This window comes from Microcoleus sp. EPA2 (assembly GCA_020882975.1).
Classification (GTDB): domain Bacteria; phylum Cyanobacteriota; class Cyanobacteriia; order Cyanobacteriales; family Microcoleaceae; genus Microcoleus.
Map to the genome: position 1 here is coordinate 1 of JAHRFD010000024.1, position 18,349 is coordinate 18,349.

The 18,349-nt window shown below is 45.5% G+C and carries 18 protein-coding genes; 11 read left to right on the forward strand and 7 right to left on the reverse strand.

Annotated elements, in window-relative coordinates; all coding sequences use genetic code 11:
• Positions 1-432: 432 nt before the first annotated feature.
• Positions 433-975, reverse strand: coding sequence for an acireductone dioxygenase (locus AAFP14_RS19340; protein ID WP_341733842.1), 543 nt, complete (start codon positions 973-975; stop codon positions 433-435).
• 533 nt (positions 976-1,508) lie between these two features.
• Positions 1,509-2,717 carry a NupC/NupG family nucleoside CNT transporter gene (locus AAFP14_RS19345; protein WP_341733843.1) on the reverse strand — a complete coding sequence of 403 codons (1,209 nt, stop codon included), beginning with the start codon at positions 2,715-2,717 and terminating at the stop codon, positions 1,509-1,511.
• A gap of 72 nt (positions 2,718-2,789) precedes the next feature.
• Here AAFP14_RS19345 and der point away from each other — a divergent pair, with 72 nt between their 5' ends.
• The 7 genes from der to proC all read left to right on the forward strand — a co-directional run bounded on the left by der (position 2,790) and on the right by proC (position 9,238).
• A complete protein-coding gene (gene der, locus AAFP14_RS19350) occupies positions 2,790-4,154 on the forward strand; it encodes a ribosome biogenesis GTPase Der (protein ID WP_341733844.1) in 1,365 nt (454 codons plus the stop codon).
• 263 nt (positions 4,155-4,417) lie between these two features.
• Positions 4,418-5,413 (forward strand): energy-coupling factor transporter transmembrane component T family protein, encoded by a 996-nt coding sequence (locus AAFP14_RS19355; RefSeq protein WP_341733845.1) that lies wholly within the window; start codon positions 4,418-4,420, stop codon positions 5,411-5,413.
• 659 nt (positions 5,414-6,072) lie between these two features.
• Positions 6,073-6,342 (forward strand): transcriptional coactivator PipX, encoded by a 270-nt coding sequence (gene pipX / locus AAFP14_RS19360; RefSeq protein ID WP_340522155.1) that lies wholly within the window; start codon positions 6,073-6,075, stop codon positions 6,340-6,342.
• Between the two features lie 31 nt (positions 6,343-6,373).
• A complete protein-coding gene (locus tag AAFP14_RS19365; protein ID WP_341733846.1) occupies positions 6,374-7,039 on the forward strand; it encodes a YggS family pyridoxal phosphate-dependent enzyme in 666 nt (221 codons plus the stop codon).
• 10 nt (positions 7,040-7,049) lie between these two features.
• Positions 7,050-7,241 (forward strand): MerR family DNA-binding transcriptional regulator, encoded by a 192-nt coding sequence (locus AAFP14_RS26730; RefSeq protein WP_472851071.1) that lies wholly within the window; start codon positions 7,050-7,052, stop codon positions 7,239-7,241.
• Positions 7,242-7,462: 221 nt separating this feature from the next.
• Positions 7,463-8,080 carry a cell division protein SepF gene (locus AAFP14_RS19370; protein WP_340522157.1) on the forward strand — a complete coding sequence of 206 codons (618 nt, stop codon included), beginning with the start codon at positions 7,463-7,465 and terminating at the stop codon, positions 8,078-8,080.
• Between the two features lie 312 nt (positions 8,081-8,392).
• Positions 8,393-9,238: a pyrroline-5-carboxylate reductase gene (gene proC, locus AAFP14_RS19375; protein WP_341733910.1), complete on the forward strand. Its 846-nt coding sequence runs from the start codon at positions 8,393-8,395 to the stop codon at positions 9,236-9,238.
• A gap of 125 nt (positions 9,239-9,363) precedes the next feature.
• Here proC and AAFP14_RS19380 read toward each other — a convergent pair whose 3' ends face one another.
• Positions 9,364-11,739 (reverse strand): bifunctional serine/threonine-protein kinase/ABC transporter substrate-binding protein, encoded by a 2,376-nt coding sequence (locus AAFP14_RS19380; protein WP_341733847.1) that lies wholly within the window; start codon positions 11,737-11,739, stop codon positions 9,364-9,366.
• A gap of 165 nt (positions 11,740-11,904) precedes the next feature.
• On the opposite strand from AAFP14_RS19380, the gene AAFP14_RS19385 reads away from it, so the two are divergent.
• Positions 11,905-12,702 (forward strand): calcium-binding protein, encoded by a 798-nt coding sequence (locus tag AAFP14_RS19385; RefSeq protein ID WP_341733848.1) that lies wholly within the window; start codon positions 11,905-11,907, stop codon positions 12,700-12,702.
• A 208-nt stretch (positions 12,703-12,910) separates the two neighbouring features.
• On the opposite strand, the gene plsY is transcribed toward AAFP14_RS19385, so the two are convergent.
• The 4 genes from plsY to AAFP14_RS19405 all read right to left on the reverse strand — a co-directional run bounded on the left by plsY (position 12,911) and on the right by AAFP14_RS19405 (position 16,371).
• The gene (gene plsY / locus AAFP14_RS19390) at positions 12,911-13,591 is read right to left on the reverse strand and encodes a glycerol-3-phosphate 1-O-acyltransferase PlsY (protein WP_341733849.1); all 681 of its coding nucleotides are present in this window, start codon (positions 13,589-13,591) and stop codon (positions 12,911-12,913) included.
• A 127-nt stretch (positions 13,592-13,718) separates the two neighbouring features.
• Positions 13,719-15,071, reverse strand: a complete 1,353-nt coding sequence (locus AAFP14_RS19395) for a DUF3086 domain-containing protein (protein ID WP_341733850.1) — start codon at positions 15,069-15,071, stop codon at positions 13,719-13,721.
• A 59-nt stretch (positions 15,072-15,130) separates the two neighbouring features.
• Complete coding sequence (locus AAFP14_RS19400) at positions 15,131-15,523, reverse strand: DUF3119 family protein (RefSeq protein WP_341733851.1); 393 nt, start codon at positions 15,521-15,523, stop codon at positions 15,131-15,133.
• Positions 15,524-15,576: 53 nt separating this feature from the next.
• Positions 15,577-16,371, reverse strand: a complete 795-nt coding sequence (locus AAFP14_RS19405; protein ID WP_341733852.1) for an MlaE family lipid ABC transporter permease subunit — start codon at positions 16,369-16,371, stop codon at positions 15,577-15,579.
• Positions 16,372-16,559: 188 nt separating this feature from the next.
• On the opposite strand from AAFP14_RS19405, the gene AAFP14_RS19410 reads away from it, so the two are divergent.
• From AAFP14_RS19410 to AAFP14_RS19420, 3 genes are all read left to right on the forward strand, one after another.
• A complete protein-coding gene (locus tag AAFP14_RS19410) occupies positions 16,560-16,853 on the forward strand; it encodes a hypothetical protein (RefSeq protein WP_341733853.1) in 294 nt (97 codons plus the stop codon).
• Between the two features lie 186 nt (positions 16,854-17,039).
• The gene (locus tag AAFP14_RS19415; protein ID WP_341733854.1) at positions 17,040-17,486 is read left to right on the forward strand and encodes an Hsp20/alpha crystallin family protein; all 447 of its coding nucleotides are present in this window, start codon (positions 17,040-17,042) and stop codon (positions 17,484-17,486) included.
• A 327-nt stretch (positions 17,487-17,813) separates the two neighbouring features.
• Positions 17,814-18,215, forward strand: a complete 402-nt coding sequence (locus AAFP14_RS19420; protein WP_341733855.1) for a fasciclin domain-containing protein — start codon at positions 17,814-17,816, stop codon at positions 18,213-18,215.
• Positions 18,216-18,349 lie beyond the last annotated feature (134 nt).

Genomic DNA, 18,349 nt, shown 5'->3' on the forward strand with positions numbered 1-18,349 from the left:
TCGTACATTCCGTGGGGCGGGGGCGGGTTGATTAAGTTTGTTTGTTTTTTACCTATATTATTCGTAAAACCCGCCCCTACCAGGAATTTTGTGGTTGATTTTTTCGTACATTCCGTGGGGCGGGGACGGGTTGATTAAGCTTGTTTGTTTTTTACCTATATTATTGGTAAAACCCGCCCCTACTAGGAACTGTATGGTTAAGTTTTTCGTACATTCCGTGGGGCGGGGGCGGGTTGATTAAGTTTGTTTGTTTTTTACTTATATTATTCGTCAAACCCGCCCCTACCAGGAATTTTATGGTTGATTTTTTCGTGGGGCGGGGGCGGGTTGATTAAGTTTGTTTGTTTTTTACTTATATTATTCGTCAAACCCGCCCCTACCAGGAATTTTCCCGCCCCTACCAGGAACTGTATGGTAATTTTTTTCGTACATTCAGTTCTTGATTTTCAATTGCCTTTTCGTATATTGAGGCACCCACCCTTGAGCCGTGGTGTAATACTGCACCGCTTTCAAGTGTAGCGACGCCGTGAGATAAAACCAATGTTCCGTGTTGGGGGGAACTTGAATATATTCCTGTGATTCCAACAATAATTGCACCTCAGAACCGTTAGGATATACAAACCCAAACACACATTCGCCGGCTAAAACATGAATGACTTCTGCATCGGCGTGGGTATGAGTACGATAGCTTTGAGTCATCATCCCGTAAATCAGTGGCGAACCAGGGTGCAGCACTTTTAAGTCACACCACTGACATCCACCGGTGAATTTGAACATTTCAAATTCGCTTTTAAATGCTGCGAGGATCTGCTGTTTTTCTGTTACATTGAGCAGGTCTTGGACTAGCAGTTCTTGAACCGCAGGAGTTTTGTCGATCGCCAGACGGTCTATCTGAATGTTTAAACCAGCTAGTTTGTTCGCGATCGCCCCAATTTCCCTGTATATCGTACCATCATCTAGTTGCAGAACAGCCATAGTACACCACCTACTGTGTTGTTGAGCTTTGAGGAAAATTTAACTTTCCCTTCACCACCAATTTAATGGGTCGTTGCGTATATTTCGATCCCCCTAAATCCCCCTTAATAAGGGGGACTGTCGATCGGAATCTTGTCCCCCCCTTAATAAGGGGGACTGTCGATCGGAATCTTGTCCCCCCCCCTTAATAAGGGGGACTGTCGATCGGAATCTTGTCCCCCCCTTAGTAGGGGCGGTGCCCCCGTGCCCGCCCTCTTTATTAGGGGGGATCGAGATATATGCAGCATCATAAAAAATTGGTATTAAAGATTAAAATTCTGACTACTTACCATAATAGCCGATCGCTATAATTTGATGTCTAGCCTCTAAAACTATCAAGGGAATACCATAAATTAAAGAAAGTTTTGGATTATTTAATTTTTATTTAATATACTAATTTTTTAGGTGGTGAGGACCTGGGAGGAAAAGGAAAAATTTGTGCCCATGAGCCCAGAAACCCATGAGCAACAAAAAAAATGCTCAACCTATCGCCCTTACAGCAGCATTCCCGCAATACAAGCAGTCATGAAACAAGCCACAGAACCAGCAATCATCGCCCTGACAGCCAACTGAGCCAAATCGCCCTTTCGCTCAGGAACCATCGCCCCAATCCCCCCAATCTGAATTCCAATCGACCCAATATTAGAAAAACCGCACAAAGCATAAATTGTAATAATTTGCGATCGTTGGGAAATCGCCTTTTGTTTCACCAAATCCATCAAATCCAAATAAGCAATAAACTCATTTAAAATCGTCTTTTTGCCCAAAATCATCCCCACCTTGCCACAATCCGCCCAAGGCACCCCCATCAGCCAAGCAACGGGAGCCATTAAATAAGAAAAAATCCATTCCAGCGATAATTGAGGCAAACTAATCAGCCCTCCAAACCAACCCAAAACGGCATTTAAAAAAGCCAACAAACCCAAAAAACCAATCAGCATCGCCGCCACATTAGCCGCCAACTTCAACCCATCACTAGCACCAGAAGCCGCGGCATCCACCGCATTTGCATAAACCTGTTCCACCTTCACCTCAACCACCCCAGCAGTCAGGGATTTTTCCGTTTCCGGGTACAGCAATTTAGAAATAGCCAAGGCCGCCGGTGCGGACATTACCGAAGCGGCAATTAAATGTTCCGCAGCCACTCCAAAAGAAATATAAGCGGCCATTACTCCTCCCGCAATCGTCGCAAAACCGCCCGTCATCACAGCGTGAAGTTCCGAGAGAGTCATCGTCGCCAAATAGGGTTTAATTAACAGAGGAGCTTCCGTTTGTCCGATGAAGATATTCGCAGCACAAGAAAGGGTTTCTGCACCGGAAGTTTTCATGGTTTTCATCATCCCCCAAGCCACTACCTGCACCACTCGCTGCAAAATCCCGTAATGATAAAGTAGAGTAATAAACGAAGAGAAAAAGATAATTGTTGGCAGAACTTTAAAAGCGATAAAATGTTCAGAAAAATTGTCACCGAAGACAAACTTAGCCCCCGCATCAGAAAAATTGAGAAACTGGGTGACTAAATCTCCCAAAAATTTAAATACCGCCAAACCCGGAGCAGTTTTGAGAATCAAAATAGCGAAAATTAGCTGTAAAGCAATTCCCCAGAGTATCGGTGGCCACTTAACCGCGCGTCGATCGACTGAAAAGGCATAAGACAGCCCAACAAAAACCACTAAACCCAATACAGAAATAAGTCTGTCCATATCAGTCACATTCAGCCTATAATAAAAGGTCAAACATCAAAATTACAAAGCAGCCTGATTGCTGCTACCTTTATGCCTCTACCTATAGTTGCTATTATTGGACGCCCCAATGTCGGCAAATCGACCATTGTCAATCGCCTAGCCAACAGCCAAGACGCCATCGTCCACGACGAACCGGGAATTACGCGCGATCGCACTTACAGACCAGCATACTGGGGCGATCGCGAATATCAAGTAGTAGACACCGGCGGGCTAGTATTCGACGACGAAACCGAATTTCTGCCCATGATTCGCGAACAAGCCATGGCCGCCCTCGCAGAAGCCAGTGCAGCAATTTTCGTAGTTGACGGAAAAGTGGGACTGACTGGGGGCGACGAAGCCATCGCCTCTTGGCTGAGACTGCAAAAAGTCCCCGTCATTCTAGCCGTCAACAAATGCGAATCGGAAACTACCGGACTCACCCAAGCAGCAGATTTTTGGCAATTAGGACTAGGAGAACCTTACCCAATTTCCGGCATCCACGGCAACGGCACCGGCGAATTGCTAGACCAATTAATTACTTATCTTCCCACAGAAGTATTACCGGAAGTAGAAGAAACTAAAGTGGCAATTATTGGCAGGCCAAACGTCGGCAAATCCAGTTTGTTAAACGCATTTCTGGGAGAAAACCGCGCCATAGTCAGCCCAATTTCCGGGACAACTCGCGATGCGATCGACACCATCGTCAAACGTGGCGATAACACCTACCGTTTAATCGACACCGCCGGCATTCGCAAAAAGAAAAATGTCGAATACGGTGCAGAATTCTTCGGGATCAACCGCGCCTTCAAAGCCATCCGTCGTGCTGATGTCGTACTGCTAGTAATAGATGCCATTGATGGTGTTACCGATCAAGACCAAAAATTAGCCGATCGCATCAGCCAAGAAGGTAGAGCCTGCATCATCGTCGTCAACAAATGGGATGCCGTAGAAGACAAAGAATCCGATACCATCTACGAGTACGAAAAAGAAGTCAGAGCTCGACTTTATTTCCTCGATTGGGCAGAAATGATTTTTGTTAGCGCCATGACAGGACAGCGAGTAGAAAAAACCATTGAATTAGTAGATAAAGCATCCAGCGAACACAAACGCCGCGTCACCACCGCCGTCATTAATGAAGTCATAGAAGAAGCCACAAGCTGGCACTCCGCCCCCGTGACACGCCAAGGAAAACAAGGCAAAATCTATTACGGCACTCAAGTGCGATCGCAACCACCAACCATCGCCCTATTTGTCAATGACACCAAACGCTTCACCGAAAACTATCGCCGCTACATGGAAAGCCAATTTCGCAAACACCTAGGCTTTACAGGCACACCCATGCGGTTACTTTGGAGAGGCAAAAAAGTTCGTGAATCAGAACAAAGCAGCACAAACAGAGCACTCCGCGTCAAGTAATTCTTGATAGTGTGGATTTTGGATTTTAGATTGAAAAAAAAGCTGTTTGATGATATAATTAATTACGATTTACAGCCAAAGACTTAATCTAAAATTCAAAGCTTTTATTAAATAACAAAAGTTAAAAAAAATGGGTGCATCTCAGTTTTGCCAATATATTCGTAGGGGCGAAATCGGGATGCTCCCCAAAAAATAAATTAATCAACCTTCAACAATAAATAAATTGAAATTAATTAAAAAATCTAACATCTAACAAACACAAGATGGATTTATTGAAATCGCTTCCCATTGGACTATACCTGGAACAACCCATAACTTGGCTCCACCGCCTCGATCCGCGAGTCAAATTAGCCTGGTTGATGACATTCCTGATTGCGCCCATACTCGCCAATCCAATCTGGCGATTGATGCTAGTGGGAATGTTAATCATCCTGACACTAAGTGCAGCAATTCCCCTCCGGGTGTGGAAACAGCAAATGGGAATGCTGTTGCTATTCTGCTTGTTAGTATTTGGCCTGAGTACGATCGCCCCTGATGCACTCCCATCGGAACACCAGCCCCGTCTCCCCGCCGACGAATTAGCCTTTTCCCAGCAGCCCAAAACCCTCCCCGAACCCACTCCACCAAAACCCTGGTACGAACCCTTTAATTTAGACTCAAAATCTACCAACCAAAAGCCCAAATCCCCAACCCCAAATTCTCTCCCTCAACCCACAAATTATAATTACGTTTTATTCAAGCAAGGCCCGATCAAAATCACCCGCAAATCCCTAGATTTAGCTATCAACGTCAGCACCTTATTTTTTACAGTAATTTACAGCACCAACCTCTATCTCCTTACCACAGCCAGCGAAGAAATTACCACTGCGATCGAAAACTTAATGCAGCCCCTGCGCCGCTTGAACTGGCCGGTGACAGAAATAGCTTTAACCTTAACTTTATCTTTGCGCTTCATTCCCCTAGTATTGGAAGAAATTCAAAATTTAGTGCGATCGGTCAGAACCAGAGCTATAAACTGGAAAAAACTAGGATTGAGACGCGCTGCTCAAGTATGGTTGACGATCGCCGAACGATTGTTAGAAAACTTGCTTTTGCGAGCAGAACAAATTGCTAGCGCCATGCAAGTTCGTGGCTTCACCAGTCCCGATCGACATCGCGTAGCATGGCACCAGTTGCACCTAAAAATTCGAGACTGGATCGCGATCGCCTGCTTAATAGTTCTCTGGAGTGCCCGCTTAGTTTGGGGTTGGGACAGTTAAAATTGAACATCTATCTAGGGACATAGATACTAGACGTTCCACGCATTCAAGCCACAAAGCGAGGGATTGGGCGATCGCTTTGTGGAAAAAATTTACACGCCCGCCGCACAAAAAGATTGTGCGCAACTAAATTCTCAACAGAGCAGCATTAAAGGTAAAATGAATCGAGTTTCATAGAACCAACTAGCAGAGCGCGGGCCAGCAAAAGAAGCCGTTGTCAAGGCCCTAGGCACGCAGGGCTGTTTCATTCTTTGTAGGGGCAATCCCCCCGTGGTTGCCCCAATGCCTGAAATGACTGAAAATGGTCTGTGGGGGGGTAGGCACGGGGGCACTACCCCTACAAAGCCCTCGTTTTTTGGAGAATGAAACCGCCCTGCCTAGGCACGGGATGGCGGGGACTACGCTATAAAGACGTCAAAGTTGAACGATCGGACAGTAGAGCCCCAAAGGTACGACTGCACGGAACAGCCTCAACACTAGCCTGTACTTGGGGGAATTGCCAGTGGCAATAGAGCCTCAGCCACGACGGAGACTACTTTAGGCCCACCGCGATCGCCCTTTGCAGCCCGCATTCAACCACGCGACGTCCCACCTGAGAGCGAAACTCAAATCTAAAATCTAAAATCTAAAATCTAAAATTGTCCGATTGTGAGCTTTTAATGACTACCGAAACCTACCTTAATCATCCCAATTTTGGCCTTTTATTCAGGGTGTCTCAGGTTGAAGACAGCCAAGAATTATTTACGACTCTCTACGCCCAGCGCCTGTTTTTTTTAGTAACAAACGGCCCTGGCGGTTTGAGATTTGAACCCATCAGTCGTTCCGATGCTCGCCTAATGGTCGAAATTCGCCTCCGCACTCTCCGCCGCAGCGGTCAATATAAGGAGTACGACCAATTGCAGATCGTTCACAAGCGAACTTTTCAATAAAAACTTGGTAATTGCTCATTGGTTTTTTTTTATGACTATTGCCTCTCGGATTGCTACCATTCGCCAACAATTGCCTGACTCAGTAAGGTTAATTGCCGTTACCAAACAAGTACCTACTGATGCGATTCGGGAAGCCTACGATGCCGGAATTCGGGACTTTGGGGAGAGTAAGGTTCAAGAGACCGCCGAAAAACAAAGTCAACTCCAAGATTTGCCAGGTATCAATTGGCACTTAATCGGTCACTTGCAGGCAAACAAAGCTGCGAAAGCTTTAGAGCAATTCCAGTGGATTCATTCTCTCGACAACTTAAAACTCGCAACTAGACTCGATCGACTAGCCGGAGAACTATCCTGCTCTCCCCAAGTTTGCTTGCAAGTTAAAATTTTGCCCGATCCAGACAAATACGGCTGGACTATCCCCGAACTACTGGCAGACCTTCCCGAACTCAACAGATGTCAACACCTCAAAATTCAAGGTTTGATGACAATACCTCCCCTGGGATTAGATGACTCACAAATCCTAGAATTTTTTAACACTACCCGCCAACTTGCTGACCAAATCCAGCAGCAAAATTTTGCCCACATTCACATGGAGCAACTCTCGATGGGAATGTCAGGAGATTATCACTTGGCTATTCAAGCCGGTGCTACTATGATACGGCTAGGACAAACCTTATTTGGTTCTAGGAGGGGATGATATCCCATATATGTTAAGATTCGACTCATGGCATAGGTACCACTCAGAATCATCGGTCGAATTTCTGGGCTTGCATCCTCAAACACTAAGAAGATACGCCAAGGTCGGGAAAATTAAAAGCATCAACAACGAGGCTAAGCAAAGGCTCTACGATGTAAATTCCTACCAGCGCCGTGCCATTGGAGTTAGCCTTGTCTGCTAATGCCTACTTAGTTCACCAAAACAGCGAAATCACCTCGCCAGATTGGTGGAATTCATGTAGCAGCCAGATCCAGAGGCAGAAATCATCAAAGATATCGGCTCTGGTCTTAACTTCAAATGTTAGCAAAAAAGTATCGGTTAAATATCAATTAGTCAGCAACCCGTGACTTACGCGCAAGGCGAGTATAGTGGGGGCTGCAAACTCGTTATGGAGAATAAATCATGAGCATTTTTTCCAAGCTAAAAGATTTTGTGGGCTTTAACAACGAAGAAGAGTACGATGGCGAGTACGATGAATTGGAGGAGGCGCGCTATCAGAACGCCTATCAACCTCCTGAACCGAATCCCGCAGCAGCAGTGGCGGCTGAAGAAGAACGTCGCCAAAATCGCAGAATGCGGGAGAGATCAGTAGTAGGACCGACAAATACAGATGTTGTTACACCAACCGGGGGAGTAGGGTCAGTAATGAATAACGTGATTGGAATGCCTGGAGCTATGAACGGAGTTTCGGAAGTGGTAGTTATGGAGCCGCGCACTTTTGAAGAGATGCCGGCCGCAATTCGAGCGCTGAAGGAACGGAAATCTGTGGTCTTGAATCTGACCATTATGGACCCAGACCAAGCACAAAGAGCTGTAGACTTTGTAGCTGGTGGTACTTACGCCCTTGACGGTCATCAAGAACGCATTGGCGAAAGTATTTTCTTGTTTACACCAAGCTGCGTTCAGGTAAGAACTCAATCTGGTGTAGTTCACGAAGTACCTCCAGCTCAAGGACGGCCCCGCACTGCGGCTCCGGCACCGACAGTCTGGCCAGCAGAACAAGCTCAAATGGCTCAGTAGTCATCACTTATTAGTTAGTAGTTAGTAGTTAGTAGTTATTAACTAATAACTACTGACTCCGGCATCAAGGCGGGAGACAAATAACATGAGTAATATCAAATCCGTTGACATCAGAATTATGATTTCTCTCTTCTCTTTCTCTGTGTCCTCTGTGTTCTCTGTGGTTTAATCATTCCGATACAACCGGAATTGAAATAACAACCAATCAGGAATAAAAATCTAAAACAAATAACAAACAACAAACAACAAATAACAAACAACAAATAACAAACAACAAACAACAAATAACAAATAACAAATAACAAATAACAAATAATTATGATAAAATTTGGTACGATCGGCGGTGGAGTCATGGGAGAAGCTCTCTTATCCCGCTTAATTGCACAAAAAGTTTATTTGCCTTCGGAAATATTGGTGAGCGAGCCACAACTCCAACGCCGCCAGTTTTTGACTGAGAAATACGGGATTGGGACAACAGCTAGCAATCTAGAGGTGGCTGCTGCTACAGAAGTGCTGTTTTTGGCGATTAAACCACAAGTTTTTGAGACGGTTGCTTTGGAATTGGCTGTGGCGGACGATCGCAAACAGGGAAATAATGGAGAGACTGCTAATACTAAGTCAGAAGCGTTAGTCGTGTCGATTTTGGCGGGAGTACCATTGAGCAAGCTCGAACCGGCATTCCCAGGGCGGGGAGTGCTGCGGGTGATGCCCAATACTCCGGCGACGGTGGGGGCGGGCATGAGCGCGATCGCCCCTGGAAAACTGGTGCAACCGGCGGATTTAGAATTAGTAAAGCGGATTTTTCAGGCGGTGGGAGAAGTGGTGGAAGTCCCTGAAAATATGCTGGATGCGGTTACAGGACTTTCGGGTTCAGGGCCAGGTTATGTGGCAATTTTAATCGAAGCCTTGACAGATGGCGGTGTGTGTGCTGGTCTGCCACGGGCGATCGCCTCCCAATTAGCCCTACAAACAGTATTCGGTACGGCGAAACTATTACAAGAAACAGGAATGCACCCAGCAGAATTGAAAGATAGAGTCACAAGTCCCGGTGGCACAACGATCGCCGGCATTGCTAAACTCGAAAGTAATGGCTTTCGAGCGGCGCTGATCGAAGCAGTGAAAGCAGCTTGTTTGCGTTCTCAAGAATTGGGAAAATAACAGCAGAGAATTTAAGACGTAGAATTTCTGACCGATAGTAAAATCAAAGAAACCGGGTTTTTGGCAGAATCTGTTCGCCACAACCCAATATTCTCGCAAAAACCCGGTTTCTGCCCGATCGAACCTCAATCGCATTTTAAACCCGCCGCAGTGGCTGTCGCATACTTGACGGGAACAAAAGCGAGGCCGAACTGTTCTTTTGGACATTCTACAATATGCACCAAATCGCTGGGAGGATTTTTGCGATCGCCATTTGTCGGCGAGTTAAACTGAATGGTTCCTGTTGCTCCCTCTGCCCTAAAATCAGGAGACGAAAGCATTTTTTGCATTCCTTCGCGGCTGGGATTTTGCTGCATTTCCAAGGCTTTTATCAGCGCGCGGGCTGCATCGTAAGCCGAAGCTGTACGGGTATTTACCTCTCCTCCCCACAGCGAGCGAGCCTGTTGGGGAAATGCTTTGTTGGGACTGTTTAAGGGATGCCAGCCGACAGATAAGATGATTTTTTTAAACGACTTTTCCTCTCTCTGGGATGCCAGTTCTAAAGTTTCCGATCTCATCAAAGTCCACGCCCCGACAATCCAATGACGATCGTTGTTAAGTTTCACTATTTCAACAGCGTTGTTTAGAGATGTCGTAACTTGAGCGTCTGGAACTAAGGCGATCGCAGTTTCTCCCTTTCCCTGGAGTTCCTTTATTGCTCTTTGGGCGTTGAAGTCTTTTTTAGATAAATCGAAATCGCGAATTCTGACTATTTTTCCACCTTTACTGTCTCTAAAATACTTGGTGAACTCTTGCTTAAAAGATGTGCTGAATGGATTTGACGGATTGTAGATAATTGTTGCTTGTTTTTGTTTTTTTGCCAACAGGTAGTCTGCTAAATCTTTCGCTATTAAACTGCTCGTGTATTGAGTCCGAAAGAAAAACTTTTTCGGCTCGGAGGTCAGTTCTTCTGTGGAAGCACCGGAAGAGATTGCAACCAGATTATTTCGATCGTACTCATCTACCGCGGCCATCGTCATCTCGCTGTTGGTGTGACCGACAACTGCTAAGATTTCCGGTTGCTTTGCCAGCAAACTTGCTATTTTTTTCGCCTCTGATTCATCGTTCGCATCGTCAGCGATAATGACTTTAAGTCCTTTGCCATTAATGGCTTGATTGGGTAAAAAACCTTGACCTGGAAAGTCTCGATCGCCCTTAGATTTAGCCAGCCCCACATTAACTTCTGTTTGCGCGAAAGCGACTCCCCGCAGAACTTCTTTTGCCCGATCGCCAATGTGATTGGGAGAGTCGGGATTTCTCGATCCGATGGGAAGGGCTACAGCAATTGTGTAATAAGGAATTTTGTTAGCCTCCAAAAAAGCATTGTTAATGTAAACTAAAGTTTCTGGATCGTTGCCGTATTCTTTCTGCCACGATTCTTTAAATTTTTTCAAAGCTGGCTGTGGATTTGAAGCTGCAAACCCCTCAACTCCTTTTTTCTTGAGCCAAGGATTAGACTTTGCAAACAGAATTTCTTCTCCAGCACTTAAGCCATCTTTGAAGACTAAAGCAGTTTTTGACGGGAAAATATTGTTGCGAGCGATCGCGATCGTACCTGCGATCGCAATTGGGGCGATCGCCAACAACAGCCAATTCCACGGCAGAGGCGGCGCATCCAAGTCCCGCAATACCTTAGCAACAGATTGATAGCGATGATTAAAGTGATAGCGCACCATTTTGTTCAAAATCTTTGCCAAACGTTGGTTAACGTGCAGCATCGGTCGATCTGGAAGCGAGTAATTCCAGATAATTTCACCTGTCCTTGGGTCCTGCGGAAGTTCTCGCGGATTCACCCCCGTCAAAAATTGAATTGCAATCAGACCGACCGAGTAAATATCGCTGCATAATCTGGGTTGACCGTTTAATTGTTCGGGAGCGCTGTATCCGGGAGTGCCGATGGTTGTGGTTTTCGTTCTTCCCGATGCAGTTATCTCGACCGTGCCAATTTCTTTAACGGCTCCAAAATCAATTAAAACAATGTTTTCATCGCTGTTGCGCCGGATTAAATTCGACGGTGTAATATCGCGGTGGATGACATTGTTCTCGTGGACAAACTTGAGAATTTCTAAGATATCTCGTAATAATTCTGTTACCTGTTCTTCTGTCTGGCGGTGATTGGGAATAAATTCTTTTTGTAAGGAATGTCCGTCAATATATTCTTGCACTATGTAGAACAGCCCGTTTTCTTGAAAATGCTCGATGAACGCGGGAATGCGCGGGTGCTGACTTAAAATGTTCAGAGTTGTTGCTTCTCTTTCAAATAGCTGTTTTGCCCTTTCCAAGGCTCGCGGATCTGTAGATTGATGTGGCCTAATTTCCTTGACGACGCACAGGGAATTTTCTGGGTTATTGCGATCGAAAGCTCTATAAGTTATGGCAGAGCCTCCCCGCCCTAATTCAGCGATAATTTTGTAGCGATCGCGCAGAATATCCCCTGAATTCAGACACATAAATCGTTCCATCCCCTCGACTCGCCGCACTCTTTGAGGTCTATCGTAGCACAAATATGACTTTTACGAACTCAAAGTTATGACTTTTATGAACTCAAAGTTATGAATATATGAATTGACTTTGAAAGAGGCTTATTTAATCATGTTGACATCCGAAATTTTAGGGACAAATATTTTATGGCTTTACAAACAGACCCATCTGGAACGTCGCGTTTCTTTGGCGACAATACATCCGAATACACTGATTTACGGGTGGGAAGTTTAGGTAACTCTTCTGAGGGAGTTTTTGTGCTGGGAGGTGACGATACAGTCGATGGCTCAACAAACAACGATTTGATATTTGGCAATGAGGGGGAAGATATTATCAGAGGGAACTTTGGCAACGATTCTTTATTCGGGGGAAAAGGGAAAGACGCTATAGCTGGAGATCAGGGAAATGACTCTCTCAACGGCGGTCAAGATGGAGATGTGCTTTTTGGTTACGGTGGAAATGATGTTTTGTTGGGCGGTAAAGGCACTGATTTGTTAGTTAGCGGTAGCGGAAATGACACTCTAGTGGGAGGTTTTGGTCGAGACCTTTTAGCAGGTTTTGGTGATAGTAATTCACTCAAAATCGGGGGCAATAATTTGTACGTCCTCCAAGCAGAACCCGGAGTTACAGATATCAATAATGCCGATCTCATTGTAGGTTTCAGACAACCTTTCGATAAAATTGGATTAGCAGACAGTTTGACTGTGAATGATATAGTGTTGGAAAACTTGACAAATGTGCCTATTACAGTACAGGCGGAATTTCCGCAAGCTGCGGGATCTTTTGCCAGTCCAGATTTATTAAGACCAATATCTTTTGTGACTTCCGGGACTTTGATCAAAATCAGGAATTCAGGAGATTTAATCGGGTTTGTTGAGGGTATAACACCTGCTCAACTGCAAAACAGTATTCTCAACAGCATTATCTCAGTTCAGGGATTCTAAGCTGTAGGATGTGCTGCAATTTCATCATAAAAAAGCTTAAATCTAAGATTGGTCAGAGAAATGGTAATCTGCAACCAGCGGTACAACAATAAGCTGTTGCTCATATAGATTGTGTATGGCAATTGAGAGTCTGATGGGGAGAGAATTTGACAATTTTTGATTGTCATCAAAATCTACAATGTTTATTTGCACAACAGCTTACTACCGATTAATCGCTAGCTGCTGTTTCCAATTTCTGCCCAATTTTAGGTTCCGTACCATTCAACAAACGCTGAATATTGCTCCTGTGCCGCACAATTACAAATACACCACCCGCAATTCCAAACAATATATAAGCCAGCGGCTGATGTAAAGCAAACATCAATCCCGCCACGCTAATTGCCCCCATAATTGAACTCAAAGAGACGATTCGAGACACTGCAAAAACGAGGGCGAAAACTCCCAAAGTTCCCAAACCCACAGGCCAATATAAACCTAATAAAACTCCCAAACTGGTAGCCACAGATTTACCGCCTGTAAAGCCCAGCCAAATCGATTTGCTGTGTCCTAAAACAGCAAATAAACCTGCTAAAGTTGCCATCCAAGGAATGACTGTTGCAGTATTTTCTAAACCTGCGGTGGTGGCTAACTGCTGGGTAAAATTGAGAGCATAAATGTAACGAACAAGGGCGATCGCACTTACCCCCTTCAACACATCAACCAGCAACACCGCCAACCCCGGCCACTTCCCCAAAGTCCTCAGCACATTAGTCGCACCAGTAGAACCCGAACCAACCTCTCGAATATCAATTCCCAGCATCCATTTACCCAAGGCGTACCCAGTCGGAATTGAACCGAGGAAGTAAGTGGAAATTAGCAATACTCCATTTAAAATTATCCAGCTAGCCATGTTTTGATTTTAGATTTCGTGTACTTTTAAGATTTGGAACCTTTCTCTTACCCTAATTAGCAATTAGCAATTAGCAATTAGCAATTAGCAATTACCAATTACCAATTACCAATTACCAATTACCAATTTAAAAATCCTTAGCAGCTATCAAACTTTGGGGATCGGGAGCAAAGGCTAGCCACAGCGGAAATTGCAGCATTGACAAACTAATTAAATCCTCAGTTTCATCAATCACAATTAACGGTAATTTGCCATCTTTCACCAAGCGATCGGCTTTTTGAGCTAACGCCTCCGCAGACTCAAACATAATAATCCCCCGTTCCGGGCCAAAATCGCTGCGAGTAATCCCCAAACAATCTTGCAAACCCCTGCGCCATTCTCCCAAACGTTCTGGACTGTTTGCCAGTACCAAAGTCCGCACCCGACTACCATAGACGCTGGTGAGCACAGAAATAATTGTCGAAGTAATCAGGATATTTTGCAAGCGGGAACCCATGGTCCGCAAAGCACCCCTTCCTCCTTGGGTAAAAAACCAGTTAGAAACTCGTTCGGCGTGGATGGGTTCAAAGGTGCGGCGGAGTTGCCAAGGGGGGCCATAATAGTCAGGGAGAGTGCGATATTGATCGAGAGTGCGACGAATTTGCTTGGCCTGTTCTTGAAATCCCTGTTCGGAAAATCTGGGATTGATGGGGGAAGAGGAGGAAGATTCTTCCACAGTAAATTGCTGTGTTTTTTCCGGCACCGGGGGTGTCAAATCTAAGAGTTCGGCGGTGGCGGCTAAATCTTGCAAACTACCTACTAGATAGTCTTTGAAACCCTGGACTCGAATTGCTAAATCTTGGGAAACGCCTGCGAAAGTGGTTCGCATTTCTTTTTGAATGCGATCGCGCCGACGTTCGAGTTTTTCTACTTCTATTTGTAACGTTTGTTTGCGCTGCTCTAATTGAATCAAGCTGTCTTGTACCAAACGTCCCATCGATGCTTGAGCCTCAGCCAATGCTTCTTTGGCTTGGACTTTTTCCGATTCCAGAGTAGCAATTTTCTCGGTCAAATCTTGTGCTTGTTCTTGCAATGCTTGGACTCGCTCTGCCAAGTTTGCGGTAACATTTTCTTCTTCTTCGATGTCTGTTACCATTTTTGTCGCTGGAGTCGGCGTAGAGTCTGGCTGCGGATGAATTTGAGCGATGGGGGACTCCTCCTGGCCCTGGTATAAGTCGGTAGGAGGCGAAATTGGGGCCAGGGCACTTGCTTCGTCAACGAATTGGGCGATTTCGGAATCTGTCGCGCTTAACTGGATGTCTGTTTCTGGCCCAATTTGGCCGAGGGGTTCTGGTTTCTCCATCTCAACGCTTGGTAAATCCTCTGTGGGCGATGGGAGTTGGTCCAAATCCTGATGCACGGGCAAATTAGACTCGCTCTCAACGGTTGGCGGGACTGGTGGTGCTTGTGGTTCTTGGGTTGGAGATTCGTCTGAATTCATGGGAAATTTTGTTTAGCATGGGGCACGGAAAAGTTAAAAATTAAAAATTAACAACTTTTTCAGTCTTGACGGGGACAACGCTGTTCTAAGCAAGTCTGTAGCATTTTACGATCGAACAGAACCGGCAGAAAGTGAATACTGTTAATTTCTTTGAAGTAAAACAAAATTGGCACTGCGGGCCAAAATATCCGCCAATTTTGCCATTCTCGGTAAGGAAACTGGCGAATTAACTTTTGCGATCGATAAATGTCCAAATTGGTTGGGGTGAATTGCAGACGGATGGTAGCAGCTTGATACATCAAAAACAAGCCGAACAGCGAAAGTGGCAAACTCACCCACTTCTGCACGAACAGCAGCGGTACGGAGGCAAGCACGAGGACTAGGGGAATCGCATAACTCGGTTCAAGTTCGATCGTATTTGTCGGTGTGCTAGAAGAGGCAGTTGTATTCACGGGCTTGGGCCAAACGAATTTTGTCAATAATTTATATTTTACAGTTTCCCAGCTTAAAGGCCTTTGAGTACGCTGCTACCAGTCCCCTGAAACATCACCCAAGTCATCAAAAAATTACAGATAAAAATAGCCAGCAAAGCTGTCACCACGGCAGTTGTAGTTGATTGGCCGACTCCCTTGGCCCCACCTGTGGTGGTCAAACCCCAGCTTGTACCGATCACAGCAATCAAAGCACCGAAGACAAAAGCTTTAATGGTGGCGCTGCAAATGTCCCACAGTGTCAGAAAACTGCGGACTGATTCTAGAAACACGGTTTGAGAGACTCCGTACATCGTCGTCGCAATCAGCAATCCGCCAGCGATGCCTGTGACGAGGGACAAGATGGTTAAAATTGGTAGCATCAAGCAGCAAGCAATGACGCGGGGAATTACGAGATAGTCGATCGGGTCTGTTCTGAGCATCAGCAGGGCGTCTATCTGCTCTGTTACTTGCATTGTGCCGATTTCCGCCGCAAAAGCCGAACCGACTCGTCCGGTGACAATCACGGCGGTTAAAACCGGGCCTAGTTCGCGGGTCAAAGACAGGGCCAACACTCCGCCTACGACATTGCCGGCACCGAGGCTAATAAATTCTCTGGCTACCTGGACTGTAAATACCATGCCGACAAAACCCGCAGTCAGCAAAGCAATCAACAGGGATTCTGGGCCAACTGCTGCCATTTGGTCCAAGGTGTTGCGACGGTTAATTTTGCGGGTGAGTAAGTGCAGCATTACTTGGCCTCCCAATAAAATTGCTGCTAGTAACCGCCGACTCCATAAACCAAGACTCGAAGATGTAGTAGGGCTCACGGGGATTGGGACTGTATAACTACTGGAAAAAATGAAATCTATCTACAAATCTTAAACAAGTTTCTTCTCTAACATTTAAGATTTCTGACGGAATTAGCCGCGAATGGCGATCGCTACCTATCTTGGAAAAAGACAGGTTTTGTTGACTTGTACACCTTTCGGCAGTTTAGCTGAATTTAGTGACTCCTATGAGCATTTTTCCAAATTTTCTTCGCTCCGTACTGCTGAGCAGCCTGTTAAGCTTTTTCGCCCCTTTAGTGTTAATCGGCGTGGGATGGACTAGCTTTTTGCTGATCGGTCTGGTGCCTGCTCTCCAAGGGGTTGGTCGTTCTGGGGAACACCTGATTTTACAGTTTTTGGCTACTTTTGGCAGTGGTTGTCCCCTCCAGGGATTTTTGGTGATTGGCACTACTTTTGGTTTAGTGGGTGCTTTGTTTAATACCTACGCTTCTTTTGGACACTCGCGGTGGACAAGGCAGTGAGTTACTTAATTGTGACAATTGCGTCCAGGACTGATGCAGTCGGCTCGATCGCCTATGTTCGGAAATGCGATCGCCCCAATTCCAGAAAACCGCATCCCCTAGTTTCTGGATGTTGAATATATTAAATACAGGTTGAATCTAGTTTTCCTCAACCTCTAGAAACTTAAGAGATTGGAGTTATCAACTATGACACTTATTCGTTGGGAACCTTTGCGGGAAATGGACTCGTTACAGCGCGAAATGAATCGGTTGTTTGATAGTTTGACACCAGCAGTCGATCGCTCTTCTAACGGTGTGGCTTTTGTCCCGCCTGCCGAAATTCACGACACTCCCGAAGCCATCCATCTCAAGTTAGAAATTCCGGGTATGGAAGCTGAAGATTTGGACGTGCAAGTCACAGCAGAAGCGGTTGCTATCAGCGGCGAACGGCGATCGGAAACTCAGACAACAGAAAAAGGTATGACTCGCTCTGAATTCCGCTACGGCTCTTTCCGCCGGGTAATTCCCCTACCTACCCGCATTCAAAATGAAAGCGTAGAAGCTGAGTATAAAAATGGGGTTTTGACCCTGAATTTGCCAAAAGCCGAAGCGGAAAAGAACCGCGTAGTGAAAGTGCAAATCGGTGGCAAATAATTTTTTACCACTTTAGTTAGTTAATTAGTAGGGGGCGCAGTGCGCCCCTTATTAGTTTGGGGCCTGGGCAATTGGAAATTGGGTAATTTAATTCTCGGTACTCACAAGAAGTGATAAAAATTTAATGAATGATGGGAAGGATGACTATAAATAGCTGGGATTGGATGGCTTCATAATTAGGAGTTGACTGCCATCCACAAAATTGGTAGGAACATAATATTTATTAATTCCCCAATTAGCAATTTTTTCACAAATAAATTATGTATTGTTTGCCACATCAGTTTACGATACTTAGTGGAGAATTTTTATGAAATGAGGTAAAACTGAATGCCTGATATTGTTGATATTGCTGTAGGTGCTGGTTCCTTCCAAACCCTGGTAACAGCAGTGCAAGTGGCTAATTTGGTAGATGCCCTCAAAAGTCCGGGCCCTTTCACTGTGTTTGCACCCAATGACGACGCCTTTGCCAAGTTGCCGCCCGGAACTATCACCACTTTAGTACAGAACGTTCCCCAACTGAGCCGGATTCTGATGTTTCACGTTGTCTCTGGCAAGTTTATGAAGGCTGATTTGGCAAAACTCGGTTGTGTAACTTCCCTGGAAGGTTCGCCGATTAAAATTGATTGCTCAGACGGTTTTGAGGTAAAAAATGCTACTGTTGTCGCTGCCGATATCGAAGCTGATAACGGTGTGATCCATGTCATAGATACCGTAATTTTAATGGGATAGTTTCATCCTCACGCCCAGCCACCGGAGTGAAGCAGGTGTTTTGTGCTGTTGCTTCGCTCCCGCTAGAGTGGGGCGATCGCATATGTGGAAGCAAGAAGCAAGAAGGCTCCCTTCCTCTTCCCTAGGGGGCAACT